Source organism: Chroococcidiopsis thermalis PCC 7203, assembly GCF_000317125.1.
GTDB lineage: Bacteria > Cyanobacteriota > Cyanobacteriia > Cyanobacteriales > Chroococcidiopsidaceae > Chroococcidiopsis > Chroococcidiopsis thermalis.
On sequence record NC_019695.1, the window covers coordinates 3,166,537 to 3,188,261 of the forward strand.

22 protein-coding genes are annotated in these 21,725 nt (G+C 43.4%); 10 read left to right on the forward strand and 12 right to left on the reverse strand.

All coding sequences use genetic code 11. From position 1 onward, the window contains the following. Window positions 1-47: 47 nt before the first annotated feature. Window positions 48-461: an arsenate reductase, glutathione/glutaredoxin type gene (gene arsC, locus CHRO_RS13980; RefSeq protein WP_015154867.1), complete on the forward strand. Its 414-nt coding sequence runs from the start codon at window positions 48-50 to the stop codon at window positions 459-461. Window positions 462-485: 24 nt separating this feature from the next. On the opposite strand, the gene CHRO_RS13985 is transcribed toward arsC, so the two are convergent. Then, window positions 486-842, reverse strand: coding sequence for an ArsR/SmtB family transcription factor (locus CHRO_RS13985; RefSeq protein ID WP_015154868.1), 357 nt, complete (start codon window positions 840-842; stop codon window positions 486-488). A 123-nt stretch (window positions 843-965) separates the two neighbouring features. Between CHRO_RS13985 and arsM the strand changes: the two genes are divergently transcribed. Beyond that, window positions 966-1,769: an arsenite methyltransferase gene (gene arsM, locus CHRO_RS13990; RefSeq protein WP_041462479.1), complete on the forward strand. Its 804-nt coding sequence runs from the start codon at window positions 966-968 to the stop codon at window positions 1,767-1,769. Between the two features lie 127 nt (window positions 1,770-1,896). Here arsM and CHRO_RS13995 read toward each other — a convergent pair whose 3' ends face one another. After that, on the reverse strand, window positions 1,897-3,240 hold the full coding sequence (locus CHRO_RS13995) for a glycosyltransferase family 2 protein (protein ID WP_015154870.1): 1,344 nt from the start codon (window positions 3,238-3,240) through the stop codon (window positions 1,897-1,899). Window positions 3,241-3,556: 316 nt separating this feature from the next. Between CHRO_RS13995 and CHRO_RS14000 the strand changes: the two genes are divergently transcribed. Then, a complete protein-coding gene (locus CHRO_RS14000; RefSeq protein ID WP_015154871.1) occupies window positions 3,557-4,303 on the forward strand; it encodes a class I SAM-dependent methyltransferase in 747 nt (248 codons plus the stop codon). Window positions 4,304-4,438: 135 nt separating this feature from the next. Next, window positions 4,439-5,530, forward strand: coding sequence for an iron-containing redox enzyme family protein (locus CHRO_RS14005; RefSeq protein WP_015154872.1), 1,092 nt, complete (start codon window positions 4,439-4,441; stop codon window positions 5,528-5,530). 55 nt (window positions 5,531-5,585) lie between these two features. Here the strand turns inward: CHRO_RS14005 and CHRO_RS14010 are convergent, their stop codons facing one another. From CHRO_RS14010 to CHRO_RS14025, 4 genes are all read right to left on the reverse strand, one after another. Beyond that, window positions 5,586-6,302 carry a class I SAM-dependent methyltransferase gene (locus tag CHRO_RS14010; RefSeq protein ID WP_015154873.1) on the reverse strand — a complete coding sequence of 239 codons (717 nt, stop codon included), beginning with the start codon at window positions 6,300-6,302 and terminating at the stop codon, window positions 5,586-5,588. A 117-nt stretch (window positions 6,303-6,419) separates the two neighbouring features. Continuing rightward, the gene (locus tag CHRO_RS14015; protein ID WP_015154874.1) at window positions 6,420-7,697 is read right to left on the reverse strand and encodes an MFS transporter; all 1,278 of its coding nucleotides are present in this window, start codon (window positions 7,695-7,697) and stop codon (window positions 6,420-6,422) included. A 97-nt stretch (window positions 7,698-7,794) separates the two neighbouring features. Continuing rightward, window positions 7,795-9,378, reverse strand: coding sequence for an FAD-dependent oxidoreductase (locus tag CHRO_RS14020; RefSeq protein WP_015154875.1), 1,584 nt, complete (start codon window positions 9,376-9,378; stop codon window positions 7,795-7,797). A 408-nt stretch (window positions 9,379-9,786) separates the two neighbouring features. Then, window positions 9,787-10,866: a PIN/TRAM domain-containing protein gene (locus tag CHRO_RS14025; protein ID WP_015154876.1), complete on the reverse strand. Its 1,080-nt coding sequence runs from the start codon at window positions 10,864-10,866 to the stop codon at window positions 9,787-9,789. Between the two features lie 681 nt (window positions 10,867-11,547). On the opposite strand from CHRO_RS14025, the gene hemW reads away from it, so the two are divergent. Continuing rightward, window positions 11,548-12,852, forward strand: coding sequence for a radical SAM family heme chaperone HemW (gene hemW / locus CHRO_RS14030; protein WP_015154878.1), 1,305 nt, complete (start codon window positions 11,548-11,550; stop codon window positions 12,850-12,852). A gap of 50 nt (window positions 12,853-12,902) precedes the next feature. Here hemW and CHRO_RS14035 read toward each other — a convergent pair whose 3' ends face one another. After that, window positions 12,903-13,322, reverse strand: coding sequence for a hypothetical protein (locus CHRO_RS14035; RefSeq protein WP_015154879.1), 420 nt, complete (start codon window positions 13,320-13,322; stop codon window positions 12,903-12,905). A gap of 342 nt (window positions 13,323-13,664) precedes the next feature. Here CHRO_RS14035 and CHRO_RS14040 point away from each other — a divergent pair, with 342 nt between their 5' ends. From CHRO_RS14040 to CHRO_RS14050, 4 genes are all read left to right on the forward strand, one after another. Then, window positions 13,665-14,735 (forward strand): glycosyltransferase family 4 protein, encoded by a 1,071-nt coding sequence (locus tag CHRO_RS14040; protein ID WP_015154880.1) that lies wholly within the window; start codon window positions 13,665-13,667, stop codon window positions 14,733-14,735. Window positions 14,736-14,768: 33 nt separating this feature from the next. Next, complete coding sequence (locus CHRO_RS32240; RefSeq protein WP_015154881.1) at window positions 14,769-14,942, forward strand: hypothetical protein; 174 nt, start codon at window positions 14,769-14,771, stop codon at window positions 14,940-14,942. A gap of 175 nt (window positions 14,943-15,117) precedes the next feature. After that, complete coding sequence (locus tag CHRO_RS14045) at window positions 15,118-16,146, forward strand: zinc-dependent alcohol dehydrogenase (RefSeq protein WP_015154882.1); 1,029 nt, start codon at window positions 15,118-15,120, stop codon at window positions 16,144-16,146. A gap of 140 nt (window positions 16,147-16,286) precedes the next feature. Then, complete coding sequence (locus CHRO_RS14050; RefSeq protein ID WP_015154883.1) at window positions 16,287-17,084, forward strand: hypothetical protein; 798 nt, start codon at window positions 16,287-16,289, stop codon at window positions 17,082-17,084. Between the two features lie 121 nt (window positions 17,085-17,205). Here CHRO_RS14050 and CHRO_RS14055 read toward each other — a convergent pair whose 3' ends face one another. The 5 genes from CHRO_RS14055 to CHRO_RS14070 all read right to left on the reverse strand — a co-directional run bounded on the left by CHRO_RS14055 (window position 17,206) and on the right by CHRO_RS14070 (window position 19,864). Beyond that, on the reverse strand, window positions 17,206-17,742 hold the full coding sequence (locus CHRO_RS14055) for a Dps family protein (protein ID WP_015154884.1): 537 nt from the start codon (window positions 17,740-17,742) through the stop codon (window positions 17,206-17,208). Between the two features lie 192 nt (window positions 17,743-17,934). Continuing rightward, window positions 17,935-18,072 carry a hypothetical protein gene (locus CHRO_RS32245; RefSeq protein ID WP_181824167.1) on the reverse strand — a complete coding sequence of 46 codons (138 nt, stop codon included), beginning with the start codon at window positions 18,070-18,072 and terminating at the stop codon, window positions 17,935-17,937. Window positions 18,073-18,079: 7 nt separating this feature from the next. After that, window positions 18,080-18,790, reverse strand: a complete 711-nt coding sequence (locus CHRO_RS14060) for a helix-turn-helix domain-containing protein (RefSeq protein WP_015154885.1) — start codon at window positions 18,788-18,790, stop codon at window positions 18,080-18,082. Between the two features lie 78 nt (window positions 18,791-18,868). Beyond that, on the reverse strand, window positions 18,869-19,435 hold the full coding sequence (gene dps, locus CHRO_RS14065) for a DNA starvation/stationary phase protection protein Dps (protein ID WP_015154886.1): 567 nt from the start codon (window positions 19,433-19,435) through the stop codon (window positions 18,869-18,871). A 165-nt stretch (window positions 19,436-19,600) separates the two neighbouring features. Next, a complete protein-coding gene (locus CHRO_RS14070; RefSeq protein ID WP_015154887.1) occupies window positions 19,601-19,864 on the reverse strand; it encodes a ParB N-terminal domain-containing protein in 264 nt (87 codons plus the stop codon). A 158-nt stretch (window positions 19,865-20,022) separates the two neighbouring features. Between CHRO_RS14070 and CHRO_RS14075 the strand changes: the two genes are divergently transcribed. Continuing rightward, window positions 20,023-21,723: a SpoIID/LytB domain-containing protein gene (locus CHRO_RS14075; protein ID WP_015154888.1), complete on the forward strand. Its 1,701-nt coding sequence runs from the start codon at window positions 20,023-20,025 to the stop codon at window positions 21,721-21,723. Window positions 21,724-21,725 lie beyond the last annotated feature (2 nt).

The window sequence follows — 21,725 nt, forward strand, 5'->3', positions numbered from 1 at the left end:
CCGAATTAACTTATTTTTTTTGACTTTTAACTTTCAACTTTTGACTTATGAAAAGAGTCATGTTTGTGTGTAAAAACAACTCTCGTCGTTCTCAAATGGCGGAGGGTTTTGCCCGACAATTAGGAAGAGAAAACATTTCAGTTACTAGTGCTGGTTTAGAAGCTAGCTACATCGATCCATTAACAGTAGAAGTGATGTCAGAAGTTGGCGTAGATATTAGCAGCCAGAAATCGAAACCTTTAAGCGATTTTCATCCAGAAGATTATGATGCAGTTATTTCTTTATGTGGCTGTGGTGTCAATTTACCTGAGTCTTGGATATTCAGAGAAGTCTTCCAGGATTGGCAATTGGAAGATCCTCAAGGGCAATCAATAGAAACTTTTCGACAGGTGCGATCGCAAATTAAAAAAAGAGTAGAGCAACTTATTCAATCTCTTAAAAATGAAAAAAACAATGTTTAAATCATAAAATCTACATTCAAAACTTCAACTTAATGTATCTTCGCGCTGAGGAATAAGCAAAGCATTTCTCAGTGCGTCGAGCTGTTGGGGAACCAGACTATAGTAAATCCAGTTGCCGCGCCTTTCTTTCTGCAACAAGCCAGTTTCATATAACACTTTGAGATGGTGGCTGACAGTGGGTTGCGATAACCCCAAGGGTTCAGTTAACTCGCAAACACAGACTTCACCGTTAGGATGAGAAGCAATTATACTCAGAATTTGCAATCGTGCAGGTTCCCCAAGAACGCGAAACATAGCCGCGAGTTGAGCCGCCGCTTCAGCTTTGATGAAACCTGAAAGTAGGGGTGGACAGCAATTAGTAAGTAGTTTAGATAATTTCATATTTCTATATTGACATCCATCAATGTCGTATGCCAGTATATTGATATAAATCAATATTGATGTAAATCAATGTTGCTTGGAAGATATCACTTTAAGTTTCTAGCAATGGATGAGATAAAAACTATGGATAGCAATGCAGTAAAACAAAACGTGAGAACGGCTTACGGTAAAATTGCTCAACAACAGACAGGTTGTGGCTGTGGTACTCCTACCACTGACACAACAGAATTTGCTGTTGCTTTAGGTTATGCAGAAGCGGAACTCAATACAATTCCAGCCGAGGCAAATTTAGGATTGAGTTGTGGTAATCCTACTGATTTAGCGCAACTCAAGCCAGGTGAGATTGTTCTCGATTTAGGTTCGGGTGGGGGTTTTGATTGTTTTATTGCTGCGACGAAAGTTGGTGCTACAGGCAAAGCGATCGGTGTAGATATGACACCAGAGATGATCGCCAAAGCAACAGAAAATGCTCAAAAATCGAATGTACAAAATGTAGAATTTAGATTGGGAGAAATTGAAAACTTACCCCTAGCAGACGAGACTGTAGACGTAGTTATTAGTAATTGTGTCATCAACCTATCTCCCGATAAACCAAAAGTCTTCCAAGAAATTTATCGAGTTTTAAAACCAAATGGCAGAATTGCCATTTCCGATACAGCACTCAAACAGCAACTTTCTGAGTCAGTGCGACAAGATATTGCTGCTTATGTTGGTTGTGTAGCTGGTGCTTTATTAGTAGATGAATACCAAAAGATTGTTGAAACTGCTGGATTTCAAAATGTCAAGGTAACAGTCAAACAAGCATCTTCTTGTTGTGGAGATGCAGAAACAAAAGATCCAATTGGGCAAGCAATTGTGGCTGCGTCAGGAGTTGATGCAGCTTGGCAAAATGATGTTGTCAGCGTCTACGTAGAAGGATTTAAGTAATTCAAAAGTCAAAAACCACAAGTCAAAAGATGAGTATTTCAACTAAAAGGATTCAGCTAAATTAGCTTTCTATCTAAGTAGAAAAGTTTTCTCAAGCCAAAATCTCAAATCATAGATTGTCTCAGATTTAACTGATTTTATGGTAGTAGCTAAAAGCGGTATCTGTGCTAAAACTTACTTTTTTGACTTTTGACTTTTGACTTTCAACTTTTACCTTTCTTCGCTGGTGACGCAATTTCTCTAAGCGAATGCGCAGTGCTGAGATTGCTTCCTGAATTGGCACAAGTTGCCAGCGCTGCCTCCAGAATCCCTCTGTTTGCTGACGCTGTTCTACCTTTTCCCAAAGTAAACCGAATGTCTGAGGTTGAGCTAACTCTGACATTAACCACAACCAGTTCACACCTAAAGCATTTGCTAATAAAGCGATCGCATTATGAGTTGGCTGATAGTCACAAAGATAACTCCACCACAAAACTCTTAACTGATGTCGCCACTCAAATCGAGCTTCGACTTCAGCCGCCGACTCTACCAGAAATTGTTGCTGCGATCGCCCCATTTCCACCCATTTGCTCAGTTGGTTTGCCAATCCTACATCTGTGCGTCCTGTAGTTCGAGCTGACGTGAAGACACGCACGCGGGTACTATGACGAAAACGGGCATTGACTCGCAATAGTGCTTGGTAGAACGCTACATCTTCAGGAGTACGGACTGGTTGCATTCCTCCTGCTTGAGCGTACATCTCCACTGTGACGGCAAGGCTTGCCCCGTAGTGTTGAAAGTGGCGGGGTAAAATATCGATTGGATCGGGTTCTAAATAAGTTTCTAACTCGGCAATCAGAAAGCGATAACCGACTTCGCGCAAATGACAAGCTCTTGTATAAGGATCTAAAGCCGTGCGACCCTCACGATCTGTAATAATTCGTCCTCCTACAGCGTCAGCACCGCTGGCGATTTCGTCTAAAATAGCAGCGATCCAAGTCGGCGTAACCCGCGAATCTCCATCTGTAGAGGCGATAACTCGTCTTTCACCACCAATAGAACTCAGACGACGATAGGCTTCATCCATCAGGACTTGACGCACTCGACCGATATAAGCCTCAGCCGCAGGGAAGGTTTTTTCAACTACGTGTAGAACCAGATCTGGATGAGTAGTAGCAAAATTACGGGCGATCGCGGCTGATTCATCACTGCAATTATTTGCTAGCAGCACGATCTCATAACGATTGCGATCCAGCAACTTTCCAGTTAAATCGAGCTGATCGTACAAAGCCAAGAGCGTACTCTCTAAATTCTCGGCTTCGTTGCGCACGGGAACGATAACGCAAACTTGACACTGAGGTAGTGGCGGAGTTGTAACTAAAGGCTGATGAAATCGCTCGAACAACCAACTTTGATAGGATGATGCTTCGCGATCGCGCCAATTCTTTTTGCCATACTGAAAAACACGCCGAGGCGTGTCAGTCCAATTCATCACGATTTGTAAAAACTTTGTTACTTGTTAATTTTGCTACTTGAATCAGGAAAATGAAATCTGTCCAGTGGTTGATTATTGCTATTAAAGTAACTCCTAAAATGGGTATGACTTTAAAAGTCACATAGGCTATTCAGTCGAAATCTGCTTGAAAAATGACGTAAAAGGAGATGGAGACAAAAGAGATCGAATATAAGAGTTTCAAGTCTATGTGACCTTCAATACATAACTTAGTCTATCCAACTGAGGATAGGTAGCATGTTTTTCGTACTGAGAAATTGCTAGATAAATATTTAAAGTAAATTAGGGCGTATCAATGGCATTATTGAGGAAAGAGTTACCACCCGACCGGAAGACCTCTGAAGAAGAACGTTTTCAAGATGACTATTATTCTTACTTTGAGGCTCCTGAAAATGCTACGCGGTATGCCCCTTCAGTTTGGTTTCTCAATGAAGCTTTTCAGCAACAGTCATTTTCCGTACTAGATTTGGGATGTGGCAACGCAGCTTTGAGTAAATATTTACCAGAGCGTTGTGAATATGTTGGAGTCGATCATAGTGAAGCAGCGATCGAACAATGTTTAAGCCTATATCCTAACAAGCAATTCATTGCCAAAGATTTATCAATATTACTACCGGAACTAGCTTCAGAAAATAAGAAGTTTGATGCAGTAGTACTAGCTGGGCTACTATTCCACAATGTTGATAAAGAAACTTTGGAGAAAAAAGACGATCGAGAACTGATTCAATTTTGTTTGAGTCAGTTGACAAGCGAAAAGGGATATTTGGTTATTATTGTGCCTTTTGCCTATGGCAACCATCCATCGCACAATCTGTTTGTTCGAGCCGAATGGTTGCAAAAGTTAGTAGAAGATATGCTGAATGCGGCAAAGGCAAAAATTGTCTACGAAAATATCTCTCTCCAAATCGGGTTGGATGAACGAGTTCGGCAGCAGAAGCAAATCCCTGACTGGTTTGTGCCAGATAGCAATGCAGATTATGCCAACAATTATGCTGGAACGTATATGGCGGCTTGGACGTTTATTGCTTCAGCTAATGGGTAATTGCTGATTTCACTACTCTTGTACGGGCGCATAGATGTGCGCCCCTACTACTCATTAAATAACCAACGGTAGATGTATCGTGCAGTAACGATGACTGAAGATTATTAGTAGTTATCTCAAGGATGAAGCAGATAAATGCACAGCGACATCGTAACCTCAAGCGCTGAGCCAAAGATTACGCCAACGCTAACAGCCACTCAATACTATGAACAGGCACAGCAGTTTATTCAACTGCTAGAAATGGAAGATCTAGATCGAAAGCTAACTGCACAGCCTCAAATCGCGACTGAGTTTGAAAAAGCGATCGCCACGGCAATTGAGGCGGCTTATTCGCAAGGATCTAGCGATGATGCAGCACATCTGTTTCTCCAGCGCGTACTTTATCGCATCAATCGGCTAAAACTATTTTGGTACGACGATTTGCGGCGCTATACTAACGAGCGATCGCCTTACTTGAGCCAGATCCGCGATCGAATTGAGGAAGTTTGGCAGCAGTGGGAATTAAGCCAATTCGATCTCGTTGCGTTTCAAGGCATAGATATCAGACAAGCACTGCTCGATCGCGTCGCTGTCGATCTCGAACCACCATTGTCTGACGATGCTCGGTACTTTCGCGATCGCGTCGGTGAAGCAGGCTACCGTCGTCTGTTGGCGATCGCTTCTCTAGATGGATTAGTAGAAGCAAGCCAGCTATCCCGCACTCTGGGAGGCGTTGCGAATGAAGTGCATTCTGTATTGACAAGATTACTTGTAGAAGAATACGGTGGTGGTCGGTTGGCACGCAAGCACTCTTCCCACTTTACGACAATGCTTGAAGCAGTGGAAATGCAAACTCAACCAGAGGCGTATTTCGATCTCGTACCTTGGGAGGTGCTAGCAAACATCAATCATAGTTTCTTGCTTACCGAACGCAAGCGTTACTTCCTGCGTTACATTGGTGGATTGCTCTATGGAGAGCTTTCCGTGCCAGCTGGGTTTCGCAACTACCGAGCTGCTGGCGAACGGCTGGGACTATCAGCAAACGCCATGAGCTATTGGGATTTGCATATCAAGGTAGATGAATTGCACGGTCGCTGGATGTTAGATGACGTTGCCTTACCACTCATATCTCAATATCCTGATGATGCATGGGAAATGGTATTAGGCTACGACCAGCAAAAGTTTTTGAGCGATCGCGCAGGTGCTGCGGTAACGCGATCGGTGCGGGAAGCAGAGCAAATGAGATGATAAAAAAGCCCCCCTTTTTAAGGGGGGTTGGGGGGATCTCCGAGATATCTTGCAATTACAAACAAGTTATCAACTGAGAAAATTCTGTAGATAAATCGACTTTGCAACTACGTTTTTTGGTAAATAAAACACCTGCTAAAAGATAGATATTTTCCGAACAAAACGCTCTGTTATCCTTTTGTAGCTCTTGAATTCTGTTTTTAACTTTTTGCTCGGAGCTATAATAGCCAAACTTTAGAGGCGAAATCATGAAATTGCTAACAGAGTATCCTTGGGCGATCGCGTAGTTAATTAATCCGACTGGATTAGAATAACTAGAAACCATAACCAGGACATTTTCGTAATTTAACGTTAACAGCTTTTGAGTAATTGTAATTCCTTCTAACCCGCCATGTAATAAAGGCTGCAAAAGCTTATTGTCTATTGCTGGTAAATAAGGCGGGTTTGAAATCAGATATTTAGCCTGTGGTTTAGTAGCATCAAAAAAGCAGCGATTATCTACTTTATACTTGTCGCTAAGTTCGTATGCTTCAACCTTTAAATTCGCCTCTTGACAAGCTAAATTATTTAACTCAAATCCATGTACAATTCCGTTGAAATTTGTTCTTAGTAGTGACTGAATTATAGGACTACCATCGCCAGAGCCAAATTCTATTATAGATTCTGAGTTAGAACAATTATTTAAAACCAAAGTTTCTACACAATGTGAATAAAAATTAGATTCTTCTGGACAAAAGAAAATATTTTGTAAGGCTTGGGGTGAGGTAAGCATGTAACTCTATACGACGATGACTATAAAAACAGTAATGTACGAACATTTTTATCAGCATCCATCTCAAGAGTTATAGCCCAACTCGCTAGTTTATTTTTAGATTGATTTTTTTTAGTATTATTTATCACACTTTTCTAAATCTAGAGGAATAAAATAAAGGGTGAATATTCCTGGGATTGCTAAAAAACATATCAAAATAAAAAACATGGGATAGCCTAAAACCTGCTGAAGATAGCCGCTGATGAATCCAGGGATCATCATTCCCAAAGCCATAATGCCTGTAGAAATAGCAAAATGAGAGGTTTTGTATTCTTCCTTGGCAATATAAATTAAATAAACGCTATAAGCTGCCATTCCCAATCCATAACCGAATTGTTCTATAGCTACTAATACATAAACTAATGTAATCGCAGGCTGAGTGTAAGCCATATAAACATAAAATAAGTTAGGTAAATTCAGAGCGATCGCCATCCACCAAATTATTTTTCTAAGCTCAAATTCAGCAATTAATATGCCACCAATTACTCCACCTAACACCAAGGCAAAAGTTCCGATAGTTCCGTAAGCTAATCCGACATCTGAAGTAGAAAGCCCTAGTCCTCCAACTGCGGTTTCATCCAACAAAAAAGGAGCAGATATTTTTACTAACATTCCCTCTCCAAATCTGTAAAAGAGAATAAAAGCCAGAACTGCCAGAATTTTTGATTGATTAAAGTAAGACCGAACAGTTTGAGTGTAAAAGCTAAAAATTGTCTTAACTGAGACTTTTTGCTCTATATCATTAGTAGGGATAGGTAAAAGAAACCAATGAAAAATAACGATCGCAGCAAAAATGACAGACGATAGCGCGATCGCGATCGTCCAACTTAAAGCAATATCTTCCAATTCTAGCTCTAATTGTCCTGCCAAAAAGACAACAATTCCAGAAGCAAAAATTGTGGCGAATCTGTAAAATGTCGAGCGAATACCAACAAAAAATGCTTGTGCATCTCGTTCAAGAGCTAACATATAAAAACCGTCAGCAGCAATATCATGTGTGGCTGAAATGAATGCTCCAATTCCTAAAATTAGTAGAGAAACTAAAAAGAAGTTGGAAACTTGAAACGAGTAAGCTAAACTTAATAAACAGATAGTCATACCCAATTGAGTGTAGATCGTCCACTTTCTTTTAGTGGCGTAACCATCTACAATTGGTCCCCAAAACATCTTTAATACCCAAGGCAAATATAAAAAACTCGTCCAAAAAGCAATCTGGGTATTATCTACACCTAATTGCTTGTAGAAAATTACAGAAACATTGTTGATGATGACGTAAGGAACACCCTCGGCAAAATATAGCGTTGGGACAAACAGCCAAGGGGAAGACACTCGGCTGAATAAATTATCTGCATTCATTTGTATTGAAATATTAAAATCGTCAAAAATTACGTAAATCAAGGGCGGGTTTATTCAGATATCGGTGTTGAAGTAAAATCTTCGGGTGAACCCGCCCCTACGATCGCAACAATTCCACCAAATCTAAATCGGGACGACGCAATTCATCTGGCGCAGGCATTCGATCCAAGCGCATCAATTCTACAATTGCAGCAGCCTCCGTATCCCTTTGACTTGCCGCAGCAGCTAAAACGCGATCGCCCTGGACGTAAAATGCCAGAAACTCCCGTTGCTGTAAGTCACCCTGAAAGATAATTTCATCCCATTGTTCCGCGTGTCCGACATATCGTAAGGGAAACTGAAATTGCATCGTCCAAAAAATCGGTACGCCACGATACTTCACCTGCTGTCCCGCCATATTGTAAGCAGCAATGCGCCCGTGTTGTGCCGCAACCCGCCAATGTTCGATCCGCGTGGGTTCTCCCGTCCGCCAGTCTGGATATCTGGCAATGTCACCCGCAGCATAAACGCCATCAGCAGCTTGTAAATACTCATTGACTTGGACGCTTCCATCCTTCGGGTGTAACTCCAACCCTTGCAAAAATTCAGTTGCAGGTTGAACCCCAATTCCGACTACGACTAAATCGGCATCCAAGCGATCGCCATTATCTAACACTACAGCTTCAACTTTACCGTCGCCCTCAATCTGAGTCGCTTTTCTCCCCAGATGGAACTTCACACCGTTTTCCTCATGAACTTGTTGAAATAGCTTGCCAATTTCCGCCCCTAGAATCTTTTCAAAAGGTAAGGTAGAGGGGGATACTACCGTCACCTCTAAACCCCGTTGAGTTAATCCAGAAGCGGCTTCCATGCCAATAAAACTAGACCCGATAACGACAGCCCGTTTTGCATTACCTGCTGCCGCTAAAATGCGATCGGTATCGGCAAAGCTGCGAACGGTAAAGATATTTTGCAAGTCGCTACCAGGAACGTTAAGTTGGCGTGGCTTACCACCTGTGGCTAACAGTAAGGCATCATATTGCAGCGACTCGCCATCGGCAAATGAGATTGATTTACTACTAACATCAACTTGCACTACCTGTTTATTCAACCAGACTTCAATGTGGCAATCTTGGTAAAATTGAGCCGATCGCAGTGGCATATCATCTTGAGTCACTTTACCCGTCAAGTAATCCTTACTCAACCAAGTGCGATCGTATGGTAATCGGTCATCCTGCGTCACCATCACGATCCGTCCCTGATACCCCGCCACTCTTAATGTCTCGGCGGCGTGCGCCCCTGCTGCCCCTGCACCTAAAATGACAAACGTGCGTTTATCTTCAGGGTTATACTCAGCCAGATTCGGCTGCCTGCGCCCAGCAGCATTTTCTGGAATACTAACAATAATGCGATCGCCTTCTATTTTGACTTCATATTTTTGTAGAGAATCTAAGCCTGGAGGTTCTTGCTGTTCGCCTGTCGTCAAATCGAAGTATGCATTGTGCCAGGGACAAACAACATGGTTGTCGCACAATACCCCTTCTGCTAGCGGTGCTTGGTAGTGGGTACAATATGCCCCCAGGGCGTAATACTTATCTGCTAGACGTACCAATAATACATCAGTCTCACCTACAGAGACTTGTCGCATTTCCCCATTTTGCAAATCGTTGATATTCGCAACGACGGCTTCCAACTGCGGCATAATTACACAGAAATTGAATTTATTCAGGAGGGGGTTGGGGGATCTTCAAGATCTTTGAATCGATAACCGAGGTGTATTGAATCGCATCCCTACCGTAGACTATCTGGCGATCGCTCCACATTTACACCCTCTAGGGAAAGAAATCATGTAGAAACGTTAAATGTGTAGAGACGTTACGTGCAACGTCTCTACACGTTTAATTCCTTTTCCGTGCTTTCCAAGTGCCACCATAGCGGTAAAAAGGATTATCCTGACTCACGATAGTCCAACAACTCTCACATACGAAAACCCAAGTTGCCGACTCGTCGTATTGTACCCGAAACAAAATCGGTGCGGGTTGCCCACACCGATCGCAGAATTTTGTCCGAAGCTTGCGCCCCATATTCCCCGTTTTACTTCCTGTAACCATTAAGCATAAGCTGATGCTTGTGGTTTGGCGAAGATCATTCTTCCCGCCGAGGTTTGTAAAGCACTCGTTACAACAACGCGCAATTCGCCACCAATATAGCTACTACCGTCCTCGACAACTACCATCGTCCCATCCTCTAGGTAGCCTATGCCTTGACTAGGTTCTTTGCCTTCCTTGAGGATCTTCAGATCGATGTTGTCTCCTGGCAAATAACTCGGACGCAGGGATTGTACCAGATCGTTGAGATTCAACACGGGTATTTTCTGTAAACTCGCTACCTGAGACAAGTTGTAGTCGTTGGTCAAAAGAGTACCGTTGATCTCCTGCACGAACCGTACTAACTTAGCATCTACTGTAGGCACATCTTCGTAGTCAGTCGAATGGATGGCAATGCGTTCTGGATAACTTGCTTGGATGCGGTTGAGAATCTCTAACCCCCTCCTACCCCGCAATCGTTTGAGGTCTTTTGCCCCATCTGCTAGTTGTTGCAATTCTTGAATGACGAACTGTGGAACGAGAATTTGTCCTTCTAGAAATCCGGTAGCTAGCAGCGTTTCGATTCGACCGTCGATAATACAACTCGTATCCAAAACCTTAGTTGCCGCAGGTTTTAGCGTTCCCTCTGCGACTAACATCGTCTCAACTGAATTGGGATTGATCAACCGTAAGAACGTCCGTCCGTGGATGTCAGCCAGATTGATCCCTGTAAAAGCGAAAAGGACGCTACCCAAAACCGCTACTAGGGGCTTGATAAAGCTAAAATCTTGGGGAATCGGTAGCAGAAAGAGGGGGGCTAGCATTAAGTTGGCGATTAATAGCCCCAGCACCATGCCAATTGCGCGTGTTAATAAAACGTCAACTGGCATCTCTCGAACTTTGGTTTCGAGACGGCGATAGGTTGTTTGAAAACTCAGTCCGACTCCACCACCAATCATCGCCGCAAAAACAGCGATGACTAATCGTAGCGCATCGAGATTGGTAACTTGCCGCTGCACGGTTTCTGGCAGCAGCTCTATGCTGTAGAAGCCGATTCCGGCTCCTGCTATGATGAATGTAATAATTATGATTGCGTCCAGCATTGGTTAAGTCCAATTGAATTGGGGTTATACTCCATTGCTTGGATTCCCCTGTCTGGGTTGGTATGAGAATCAGCAATTTATCGATACTGGCTCTATGATATAACCTTGAGGTTATGAGGTGCTGTCCGATCGCGACGGTTAATACTACTCTTAACAAGAAGATTGTTAAAAAATAGTTTGTTAAGCAGGAGACAGGAGACAAGGAAGACAGGAGACACAATGGAGCGAAAATGTAGTTCAAGTCTATTTTTTCTTTCCCAATATCTGTGGTTCTCTTCCTTTTGGCATAATTCTTTTTAGATTACCGAGCTTTAAATCTACAACTATAATTTTTAAATTCATTCTTCATGTCTCCCTTCTCTCCTATTTTCTATTCTTTTTTGTAAATATTTATTGACAAATCTCAAGTTATCGATTCCCACTTTCAGTCTCAAGCGTAAACTTACCGATATTTTGGGTCAATCTGAGTAACAGAAACAGGAATTCTTAGATATCTCTAAAGACAAGATTCTAGCTGCGATTCGAGTTCTTTTGCCCTAAAAACTATAGAGATTTAGTATATGGAGCTACCCATTTTTGGTATGATTCTTACTAGCGAAGTCAACTAGTAAAGCAAAAAGACACTATCAAAATCAAAAGAATTTATTCATTCCTGTTGTTTTGCGATCGCAACTTTTTACCGTGACTACCAGATTAAATCTGACTCCACGAAACTTAACTTTAGAATTAGCGCATTCAGGTATTCCCAGTGCAGCCTACATACATATCCCATTCTGTCGGCGGCGCTGCTACTATTGCGATTTTCCAATTTCCGTTGTGGGGGATCGTTTGCGGGGTGAGACATCTGGTACGATTTCTCATTACGTGCAGATTTTGTCTCAAGAGATTGCTGCTACACCAGCTTTAGGCAAACCTTTAGAAACAATTTTTTTTGGCGGTGGAACGCCTTCATTATTATCTAGCAGTCAGCTAGCTCAAATTTTAGCAAGGCTCGAACGTCAATTTGGGATCTCTGCTCAAGCAGAAATTTCGATGGAGATCGATCCAGGTACGTTTACCCTCGCCCAACTCCAAGCATACTTATCGGCTGGGGTAAATCGCTTCAGTCTGGGCGTACAAGCATTTCAGTCAGAATTGTTGCAAGCTTGCGGGCGATCGCACGATCTGAATGACATTTGGCAAGCTGTAGAATTATTTCGTCAGGCTAAAGTGCAAAATTTCAGTCTCGATCTGATTTCTGGATTACCGCGCCAAACTCTAGAACAGTGGCAAGAATCGCTCTTAAAAGCAGTTGCGATCGCACCCAATCATATTTCAATTTACGACTTAACCATTGAGCCGGGAACAGTTTTCGGACGCTACTATCAATCGGGGGCAAGTCCATTGCCTTCAGACGAACTGACAGTGCAAATGTATTGTCTTGCCCAGCAAACTCTGACAAAGGCTGGATACGATCACTACGAAATTTCCAACTACGCCCAGCCAAACTATCAATGTCGTCATAATCGAACTTATTGGGAAAACCGCCCCTACTACGGTTTTGGTATGGGTGCAGCCAGCTACACCAACAATCAAAGATTTACCCGTCCTCGCAAAACTAAAGAATACTCTGACTGGGTAGAAAATTTTATCGCTGCTGGAGGAGTGTTAGATTGTCCTCAAACTCCACCGGAGGAAGTTTTACTAGACATTCTGATGTTGGGCTTAAGGTTGAAAGAGGGAGTCAGTTTATCTGCATTATCTCAATTTGGAGATGACAAGATACAACAAATTTGGACTTGCTTGCAACCATATCAGCATCAGGGCTGGATAGCAATGACAGGGGCGATTGCCCAACCTTTTTATGCAAAAGGCTGGAACAAAGTCATTGGCAACATGTTTTACGGCGAGAACCTCGTAGGCGATTGGCGGTTACGGTTAACCGATCCGCAAGGATTTCTATTTTCCAACGTTGTTTTAGCAGATTTGTTTGAGAAGTTGGAATAGAGAAGTGAGCTTTGTAGAGACGTTACATGTAACGTCTCTACAAAGCGTTTTTACCAGTCACTCCTTTGCGGCGCGGGACGACGACTGGGTTTTTTTTCTGGTAAGACAACACTCACATCTCTAGCCGGACAGCCAACCGCTACAGCTAAGTTGATTTTTTGATTGGCAGCTTCGTTATCTACAAAAATATATGCCAAGTCAACATTCGCGCCGTTGACTCTCACCTCCCAGTAATCCTGACTGCCTGTCGTTGCAGCTGCTAAATCTTGGATCGCGATTTGGTTGGGAATGCGATCGCCACAAGGTTCGCATAACTGATATATAGTTTGACCGACTTGCAATCTAGAAACTGCTGCTAAAGCTTGTTCTTTACTAACGTAAGCGCATTGATCTGCCCATGCTTCGGTAGCAAATCCCAAACAAACGCACAAAGATACAAAAATTGGATGCGATCGCCACTTTTTTCTCACTGTCTTGCTCTAAATAGAGGTAGCTTATTTTAACTATTGCGGGGAATTTTTAGAGCGAATTAGGTGTGAAATTACGATTTCCTCTCTACCCACAATTGCTGTGAGGTAGACATACAGATGATCCCGTGGATAGATGGCTCTACACGTTAGTAAGACTTAAATTAGAATCCTAGACTTGTAGTGAACTTTACCAAAAAAACAAGCCCAGTTTGGTTGTTCGCATTCCGTTTTTCATGGTATGTAAAAATTAACCATGCTAAGTACTAATACTTGCGCTGGCTGGAAAATTCATCATTTCATACCACTTTTTTCTATCTTACTACTCAGCGATCGCAATTAACTATGAAAATTGCTCAAGTTGCGCCTTTGTGGGAGAGAGTACCACCGCTTACCTACGGGGGTACAGAATTAGTTGTGAGTCAGTTGACTGACGAATTAGTACGTCGCGGTCATGAGGTAACATTATTTGCTTCTGGCGACTCTCAAACTTTGGCTTGCTTAGAAGCAGTATGTCCTCATGCTATCCGTTTAGATCCAGACATCAAAGACTATACAGTCTATGAGATGTTGGAAATCAGTCAAGTTTATGAAAGAGCGGCAGAATTCGATCTGATTCACTCTCACATAGGCTTGGCAGTATTGGCAATTGCTTCCCGAGTCAAAACACCAACTATCCACACGCTACACGGTAACTTTACGCCAGAAAATAGCAAAATCTTTCAGCTATATCACAAACAACCATATATCAGTATTAGTAATGCCCAAAGGCAATTAGATCTCAATTATTTGCGAACTGTATATAACGGGATCGATGTCGAAAAGTATTCTTTCTTTGCCCAACCCCAAGAACCATCTTATCTTGCTTTTCTAGGGCGACTGTCACCAGAAAAAGGACCGCACCACGCGATCGCAGTTGCTAAGCAGACAGGTTTACCGCTGAAGATTGCAGGCAAAATTGATGCTAACGATCGCTCCTTCTTTGAACGAGAAATTGCGCCACAAATTGATGGTAAGCATATTGAATATATTGGAGAAGTCAATCGCGCTCAAAAAATCGAATTACTTGGCAATGCATCTGTAACTCTATTTCCGATTACCTGGGACGAACCATTTGGCTTAGTCATGGTAGAGTCGATGGCAACAGGCACGCCAGTCATTGGTTTGAATAGAGGTTCCGTACCAGAGGTCATTTCTCCTGGGAAGTCTGGATTTATTTGTAACACTATTGAAGAAATGGTTGCTGCCATACCTCAAGCTTTAGAACTCAACCGCCAGACTTGCCGAGAATATGTAGAGCAGCACTTTGGGATCGCCCAAATGGTAGATGGTTACGAAGCAGCTTATCAAGAATTACTCACTAACCGCATTGCTCAAAATGGGCGCATTCTCTCTCAGAATCTTGCTCTTTCATAAATATTTTTCTTTTTGATCCGGAGATAACCAAGTATGAATAGGAAAACTCAAGCTTGTCCATGTTGCGATAATACTTTACTACGGCACATCCGATATGGAAAAGTTTACTGGTTTTGCACTCACTGTCGGCAAGAAATCCCCATTTTGGGGATCGAACGAACTCCCGTAGAAACTAATATTTCTGAGAAGGTAGAAGTGATGAGTTAGAGTCAGAAGACGAGGCGGACAAGGAAGCAGGGGAGTAGAGGGGCAACTACCAACTACCAATTACCAATTACCAATTACCCACTCCCGACTCCCGTACGGGCGGGTTGCCAAACCCGCTCCTACCGATTCCCGACTCTTTGATACAATCAACCGCAGAAGTTAAACACTAGAAAAAATGCTAGCTGCGGTGCTATACGGTCGAGAAGACTTGCGTTTAGAACAAGTCGCCGAACCTAACCCAGGAACGGGAGAGGTCATATTAGAAGTCACAGCAGCAACAACCTGCGGGACAGACCTCAAGGTATGGCGACGGGGCGGACATGCCAAAATGCTCAAACCACCAACTTTGTTCGGACATGAGGCAGCTGGACGAATTGTCGAGGTGGGTGCAGAGGTCAAGAATTGGCAAGTGGGCGATCGCGTTGTTGCGAATAATTCTGCCCCATGCATGAAATGCTTTTTCTGTCAACGACAAGAATATTCCCTGTGTCTCAACTTAACTTGGAATAACGGTACATTTGCGCAATACCTGAAAATTCCCGCCCCAATTGTCCAACACAATCTTCTAGCAATTCCTCCTACCTTACCGGATGAATTAGCGGCGCTGACAGAACCTTTGGCTTGCGTGCTGCACGGAATTGCTAGGTCGAACGTAAAAACAGGCGATCGCGTCGTCGTGTTGGGTGATGGGGCGATTGGGTTAATGTTTGTTGCAGTCTTAGCCCAGCAATCGGTACAGGTAATGTTGTTTGGCGGACGCGATCGCCGATTGCAAATCGGGGAAAAATTCGGTGCAGCCCAAACTTACAACTACCGTCAACTAGCAGATGTTCCCGCCGTAGTCAAAGCACAAACAGATGGATGGGGCGCAGATGTCGTTATAGAAGCTACCGGAATCCCCAGCGTTTGGGAAACTGCGATCGCCTGCGCGAGACCTGGGGCGACAGTCAATCTTTTCGGGGGTTGTCCCAGAGATACCACAATTACCGTAGATACGGAACAACTGCACTACAGCGAACTTACACTTAAAGGCGTATTTCACAACACGCCAAAATACGTCCGCGCCGCCTTAGCCCTGCTCGCCAGTCGAGAAATTCCCTTCGAGTTACTCATTAGCGATCGCCGTCCGCTACAAGACCTAGAACAAGTATTTCACGATATGCAGCAACGGCAAGTTATCAAAGTTGCTATTTATCCTAAGTGAGTCGTGAGCGGCTAGTGGCTGATGGAACCAGTGGCTTGACTCCTTTCTAGCCACCAGCCACGAGTCACTAGTCACTGATAACTAACAACTGATTTTGGGCATCCTAAGAAATAGGAATCAAGTTCTTGCGATCGCCTAAAATGTCACTCCCACTGCTTTTCGCTCAAGCATCAGTTAAGCCAAAATCTATAAAAACTCAAGCTATATCACCTCCACCTGCTGAGTTTCCCGTTCTTTGGGCATCTGCTTCTGGCGGACTTTTCATCTTACTAGTTGGTCTTGCTGTTTTTGGCAAGCTGAAATTCCAGCAGCTAGAAAAAAAAGTGAGAATAGAACAATTCCGCACTCAAGAGACACAAAAACAATTAAAGCTAGCTCTAGAAACTATTCGGAGAATTGAGGAAAACCCAGATTTAATTAATTCTCGCGAACTCAATCTCGATTATTTACGAATGCGGATGGCGGAAGAGGTTTTCCATTTTGCCATCATCAGTCAAATTAAAGCCAAGATCAAAGATAAAATCTCTCAAGCCCTGCGTCCTGCTAATAACAATGCAGGAGTTGTAGGAATTGCTGGTAGTAGTGGGGGAAAGCAAGTCGATGAGATTGTCGAAGTGGAATATGAAACTGGAGCCACAATTCAAAAAAATAAATGCGTTTTATTTCGCGTGCAAATTCGCTTAGCCAAATTACCAATTCAAACAACTTCTGCCACAGTTAAAGATATTATTGATTGTATTGAAACTTATCTCAGCCCTGCTGAAGACCACGACAACTGGCAACCGACCATTCAAGGAAGATTGGTATATATCCACTGGGATCAAAAAGCAAAACCTACGCCTTTACTATTAATGGAGCAATCTAACGAAGGAGTTAACGTCAGTTTTCGCACCCAGCGATCGACCAAGAGTAAAGATTTATTCACCCATCGAATCTAAAAACTGTAGGGCGGGCAACGCCCACCTTATTTGTATTGCCACGAATTCAATTCGCCCTAACACAAAAGGCAACAGAGTCTATCTGTTGCCTTTTTTACTCACAAACTATAGCTAAATCCAACTAACGCATAGCAGGAACTTTATCTAATTCCGACTTCTTACCATCTGCTTGCAGTGCTTCACCTTCAATGAAGGAACGTAGCATCCAAGCCATTTCTTCGTGACCTTCCATCAAACCAGTCAAGAAGTCAGCCGTACCTTCGTCATGAAACTCTTCAGAACATTTGTCGATATGTTCGCGCAGGTTACGAATGATTAGCTCATGATCGTCTACCAACTGAGCTACCATTTCAGTTGCTAGGGGTACATTATCAGCTTGCTCTTGGATAGAAGCATACTCTACAAAGCCTTTTGCTGTACCTACAGGAAAACCACCTAAGGCACGAACTCGTTCAGCCACAGAATCAATGGTTTCTGTCAAGGTTTGATATTGTTCTTCCCATAACTCATGCAGAGAACGGAACTGGGGACCAACAACATCCCAATGGAATTTTTTAGTTTTGATCAGTAGCAGATAGGAATTCGCTAGATCTTTGTTCAACAATTCGATTACGCCTGTGCGTTGTTCTTCAGATAAACCGATGTTTAGCTTACGCATAATGTATTATTGTCTGCTCTCTTACTCCTCTTCTAGTGCAACAAATTAACCCCAGTCTGGGCATCAGCCATAGGGGAGATTATGTAATCGTCCTTCTGATAAGGCTTTGAGCTACTTAGGAACAGTTATCAGTTATCAGTTGTCAGTAAGAGCGTGAAGAAAAAGGGTGTAGAAGTGGCTAGTGACTAGTGGCTAGTGGCTAGTGGCTATAGTTTCTCCCTTGTCTCCCTTGTCTCCCCCCTCTCCCTTGTCTCCCTTGTCCTCCTTGTCTCCCTTGTCTCCCTTGTCTCCCTTGTCTCTCTTGTCCCCCTTGCCCCCCTTGCCCCTCACTCACTCCTTACATTGGGTTGACCTTGGCTCGATAGAGCAGCTTTTCACCTTGGCGATAGCCCGTGTAACGCACGATGACTGTTTCACCTGACTGGGCGCTACCTGATAGTAGTTGATGTAGTTGGGGATCGTATTTTACTTCAGCCCCAACAGGCGCGATCGCTTCTACATCCCATTGTTGCAATAATTGCTCGATTGGTTTTACCAATGGTAACAGTTTGACTGCTGCTAAATCTGGGTTTTCCTTAGCTTTTTGGGCGGCTGTGGGCCATTGCAACAACCAAGATTCGATCGCCTGTAAACTGGCTAGTTGAAATTCTTTTCTAAGTTCCTGTTTTTGTTTGGCTAGTTCTGCTTGCAAGCGATCGTATTCTCTTTTTAATTCGGCAATTGGTGGTGAATTCTCATTGGGTGCTACTTTAACATTAGGCGCGATCGCCGAGAAAGTAGCAATTAGCTCCCACAATGATACCCCTAACGCTTGACTGAGCTTGAGTAAAACATCTACCCGCATTTGCTCGATCTCTCCCCGCCGCAGCTTGCGAATTTGTTTTTCAGATACCCTTGCTTGTTGGGAAAGTGTCTTATAACTGGAAACACCCACCCGCTGCATCATTTGCTGCAACGCATGGGTGTAATCTTGACTTGACGAGAGTTGATGTTGAATCAATTTTGAGCAATGGGTAGGCGATCGGCTATATGCGATTATGCCACTCATGGCTCCCGTACGGGCGGATTTAATTGCAGAATTATTGACTCTAGTACAGGGGTCTCCAAAAAAAACCGCCCCTACAAATTATTTAACGGCAACTGGTTGTTTCATAGCAGCTCCATCTTGTTCTGTCAACCGTCCAGTTGGTTGCAAATGTGCTTCTAGGAACCACAACCGCATATCGATAGTACGGGAGACTTCTACGTACATATCGTTGGTGTCTGCGTCGTTGACTTCCCCAGTTTTATCGATCGCTTCTCGTAGGTGCTTGCCATAGATTGCTAAGCGGTCTGCTAAAGCTGCAACGTGATCTTCTCCACTGTTGATCTCGTAAGGATACTCTGGCAATATCGAAAACTGGGCAGCAGCGCGAGTTGTTCCTACTGCATAGCCACCAAGAGCTGTAATCCTTTCGGCGAACAGGTCAATATATCCTTCAACCTCAGTAGCAATCTCATCAAATAATTCGTGCAGTTGAAAGAAATCTGTCCCCTTCACGTTCCAGTGTGCCTGCTTCAACTGAGTTTTCAAATCGGTGGTAGCAGCCAGGGTTTGATTAAGTAGCTCTACCACTTGCAAGCGAGTGTCGGTCGGAAGATCGATGCGAGTGGGGTATAAGCGACGTTGATGTTGTTGATAATTGGTACTCATATGCCTCTACTCAGTGGTTTACTCGATTTTCTTAGCTTAGAGCGATATTGCTCTAGGAAGGTACTTCACAATTCAATTTTTAATTTCTCGTTCAGCATTTAGCGATCGGGAGTATTTCACTAACTACTCTTCATTGATAACTGGTTACTAGTCACTGGTCACTGATTAAGCCATGTGCATCTTCAGAACTGCACGGGGAGCCTTGCGCACTCTGGCAAGGATTGTTTCTTTCCCCAAACGCTGACAAGCTTCGTAGCGATGGCAGCCAGAGAAACCGTAGTATTGTCCTTCCACTTCCAGTACGTCAATTGGCTCTTGCTGTCCGATCTCTTGAATTGACTCCATCAGTGCTTTAACCTTCTGCTGGTCGTTCTCCCGTGGCAAAGGTCGCCGAATCTGATTCAAGGGAATCTCTTGTACTTTTGTCATGTCTATCGCTTTGCATCACCTCTTCCTAAATCATACTCGTTATGACTTTATTATGCAACATATATTTGCACTTCTGCTGCAACTCAACTAAAGAGAGATAAATTTGATGGAGAAACTAGGTTAGATCTATCAGACATCGCACCTACACGTTTATACCAATGGAAAGAAATATTTTTAAGTCAAAAGTTAAAAGTCAAAGGTCAAAAGTCAAAGGTCAAAAGTTGAAAGTTAAAAGAATATATTCAAGTTCTCCCTCAGCTCCCTCAGCTCTCTTCTACGGCGTACTGACGATCGCCTGCTGGATGGGATTGGCTACTGCAACTTTGGCAGCGCGGGGTGAAGAGACACAACTCAAAGTTGGCGTGGTGCAGCGCTTTGGAGATGAACTGACAGATGAATTGACGCTGCAAGCAACACCAGGCGATCGCCTCCAGCTCAAATTTAGCAGCCGAACTCAAACTCAAAATAAAACAGTGCGACCGCAGGAAACTCAGCTCAGCGCCAACAATGTCAAATTAGTAGTGCAGATGCAAACTTTAGTAACACCCGTATTGCAAGAGCGGGTAGTTCTTAGCACTCATCGTAGCTTTGAGACTGCGGAAGACGCGGCAAAGCAATGGCGTGCCTTAGGGATTGAGACAGAAATTGCTCAGCCGGAACAATGGCAAGTGTGGGCAAAACGCCAAGTTTACAACACACCGTTTCTGCGTCGCATGTTGCTCAGTAGCGTTCAACTTCAAGGTAAGAAAACTGCACATTTAGACAGCCGCATTTTGCAGCAAGTGCCGATTGTAAGTTGGGAAGTCAACGGTAATCGTTATAGTAGCGATCGCCTGGAAGTGAGTACAAATAAAAATTTAATCCAAGTTCGCCAAGGCAAAGAAGACAAATATGGAATTCCCTTTGCCGGAAAATTGCAACTGCAACCGAATGCCTACGGGACTTATACCTTAGTCAACGACGTGCCTCTTGAAACCTATTTACGGGGAGTCGTACCCCACGAAATTGGCAGAAATGTACCTTACGCCGCGATCGAAGCGCAAACCATTATTGCTCGAACGTATGCCTTACGGAATTTGCGCCGTTTTGCGATCGACGGTTACGAACTGAGCGCCGATACTCATTGTCAAGTTTATGTGGGCTTAAAAGATACCGATCGTAATGCAGACAGAGCAATTTTAGCAACTAGAAATAAGGTGCTAACTTATAACAACGAGTTAGTTGACGCACTCTATTCTTCTACAACAGGTGGAGTAACGGCTGTTTTTAGCGATGTTTGGAATGGCTCAGATAAACCTTATCTAAAATCTTTGGTAGATTCCGCGTACAGCGTTTGGAATTTATCGCGTCAGAGCCTTGCCGATGAAAACAACTTTCAACGTTTTATCAACATGCAGCGAGGATTCAACGAAGCGGGAACGCGGCTGTTTCGCTGGCGTAGAGAAAGCAGTATCGAGCAACTTACCCAAGACTTGCAGAAATTTTTAACCAAGAATCGCAGTCCGCTGGCTAACTTCAGCAGCATTCAACAAATACAAGTGGCGCAGCGATCGCCTGGAGGTAGAATTATCAAACTCGCCGTCCAAACCGATCGCGGTAATATTTTTCTAGAAAAAGATGAAATTCGCAGTGCTTTTTCTGCACCGAGAAGCACTCTATTTTATTTAGAACCCTTACACGACCAAACCAAAGGAGAAAATGCCCTCCAAGGCTATGCTTTTGTCGGTGGTGGCTTAGGACATGGAGTTGGTCTTAGCCAAACAGGTGCAAGTGGTTTGGCTAAACAGGGGTGGAAGAGCGATCGCATCCTCAACTTTTACTATCCTGGGACGCAAATTAGGGAGTGGAGAATAGAGTAAGG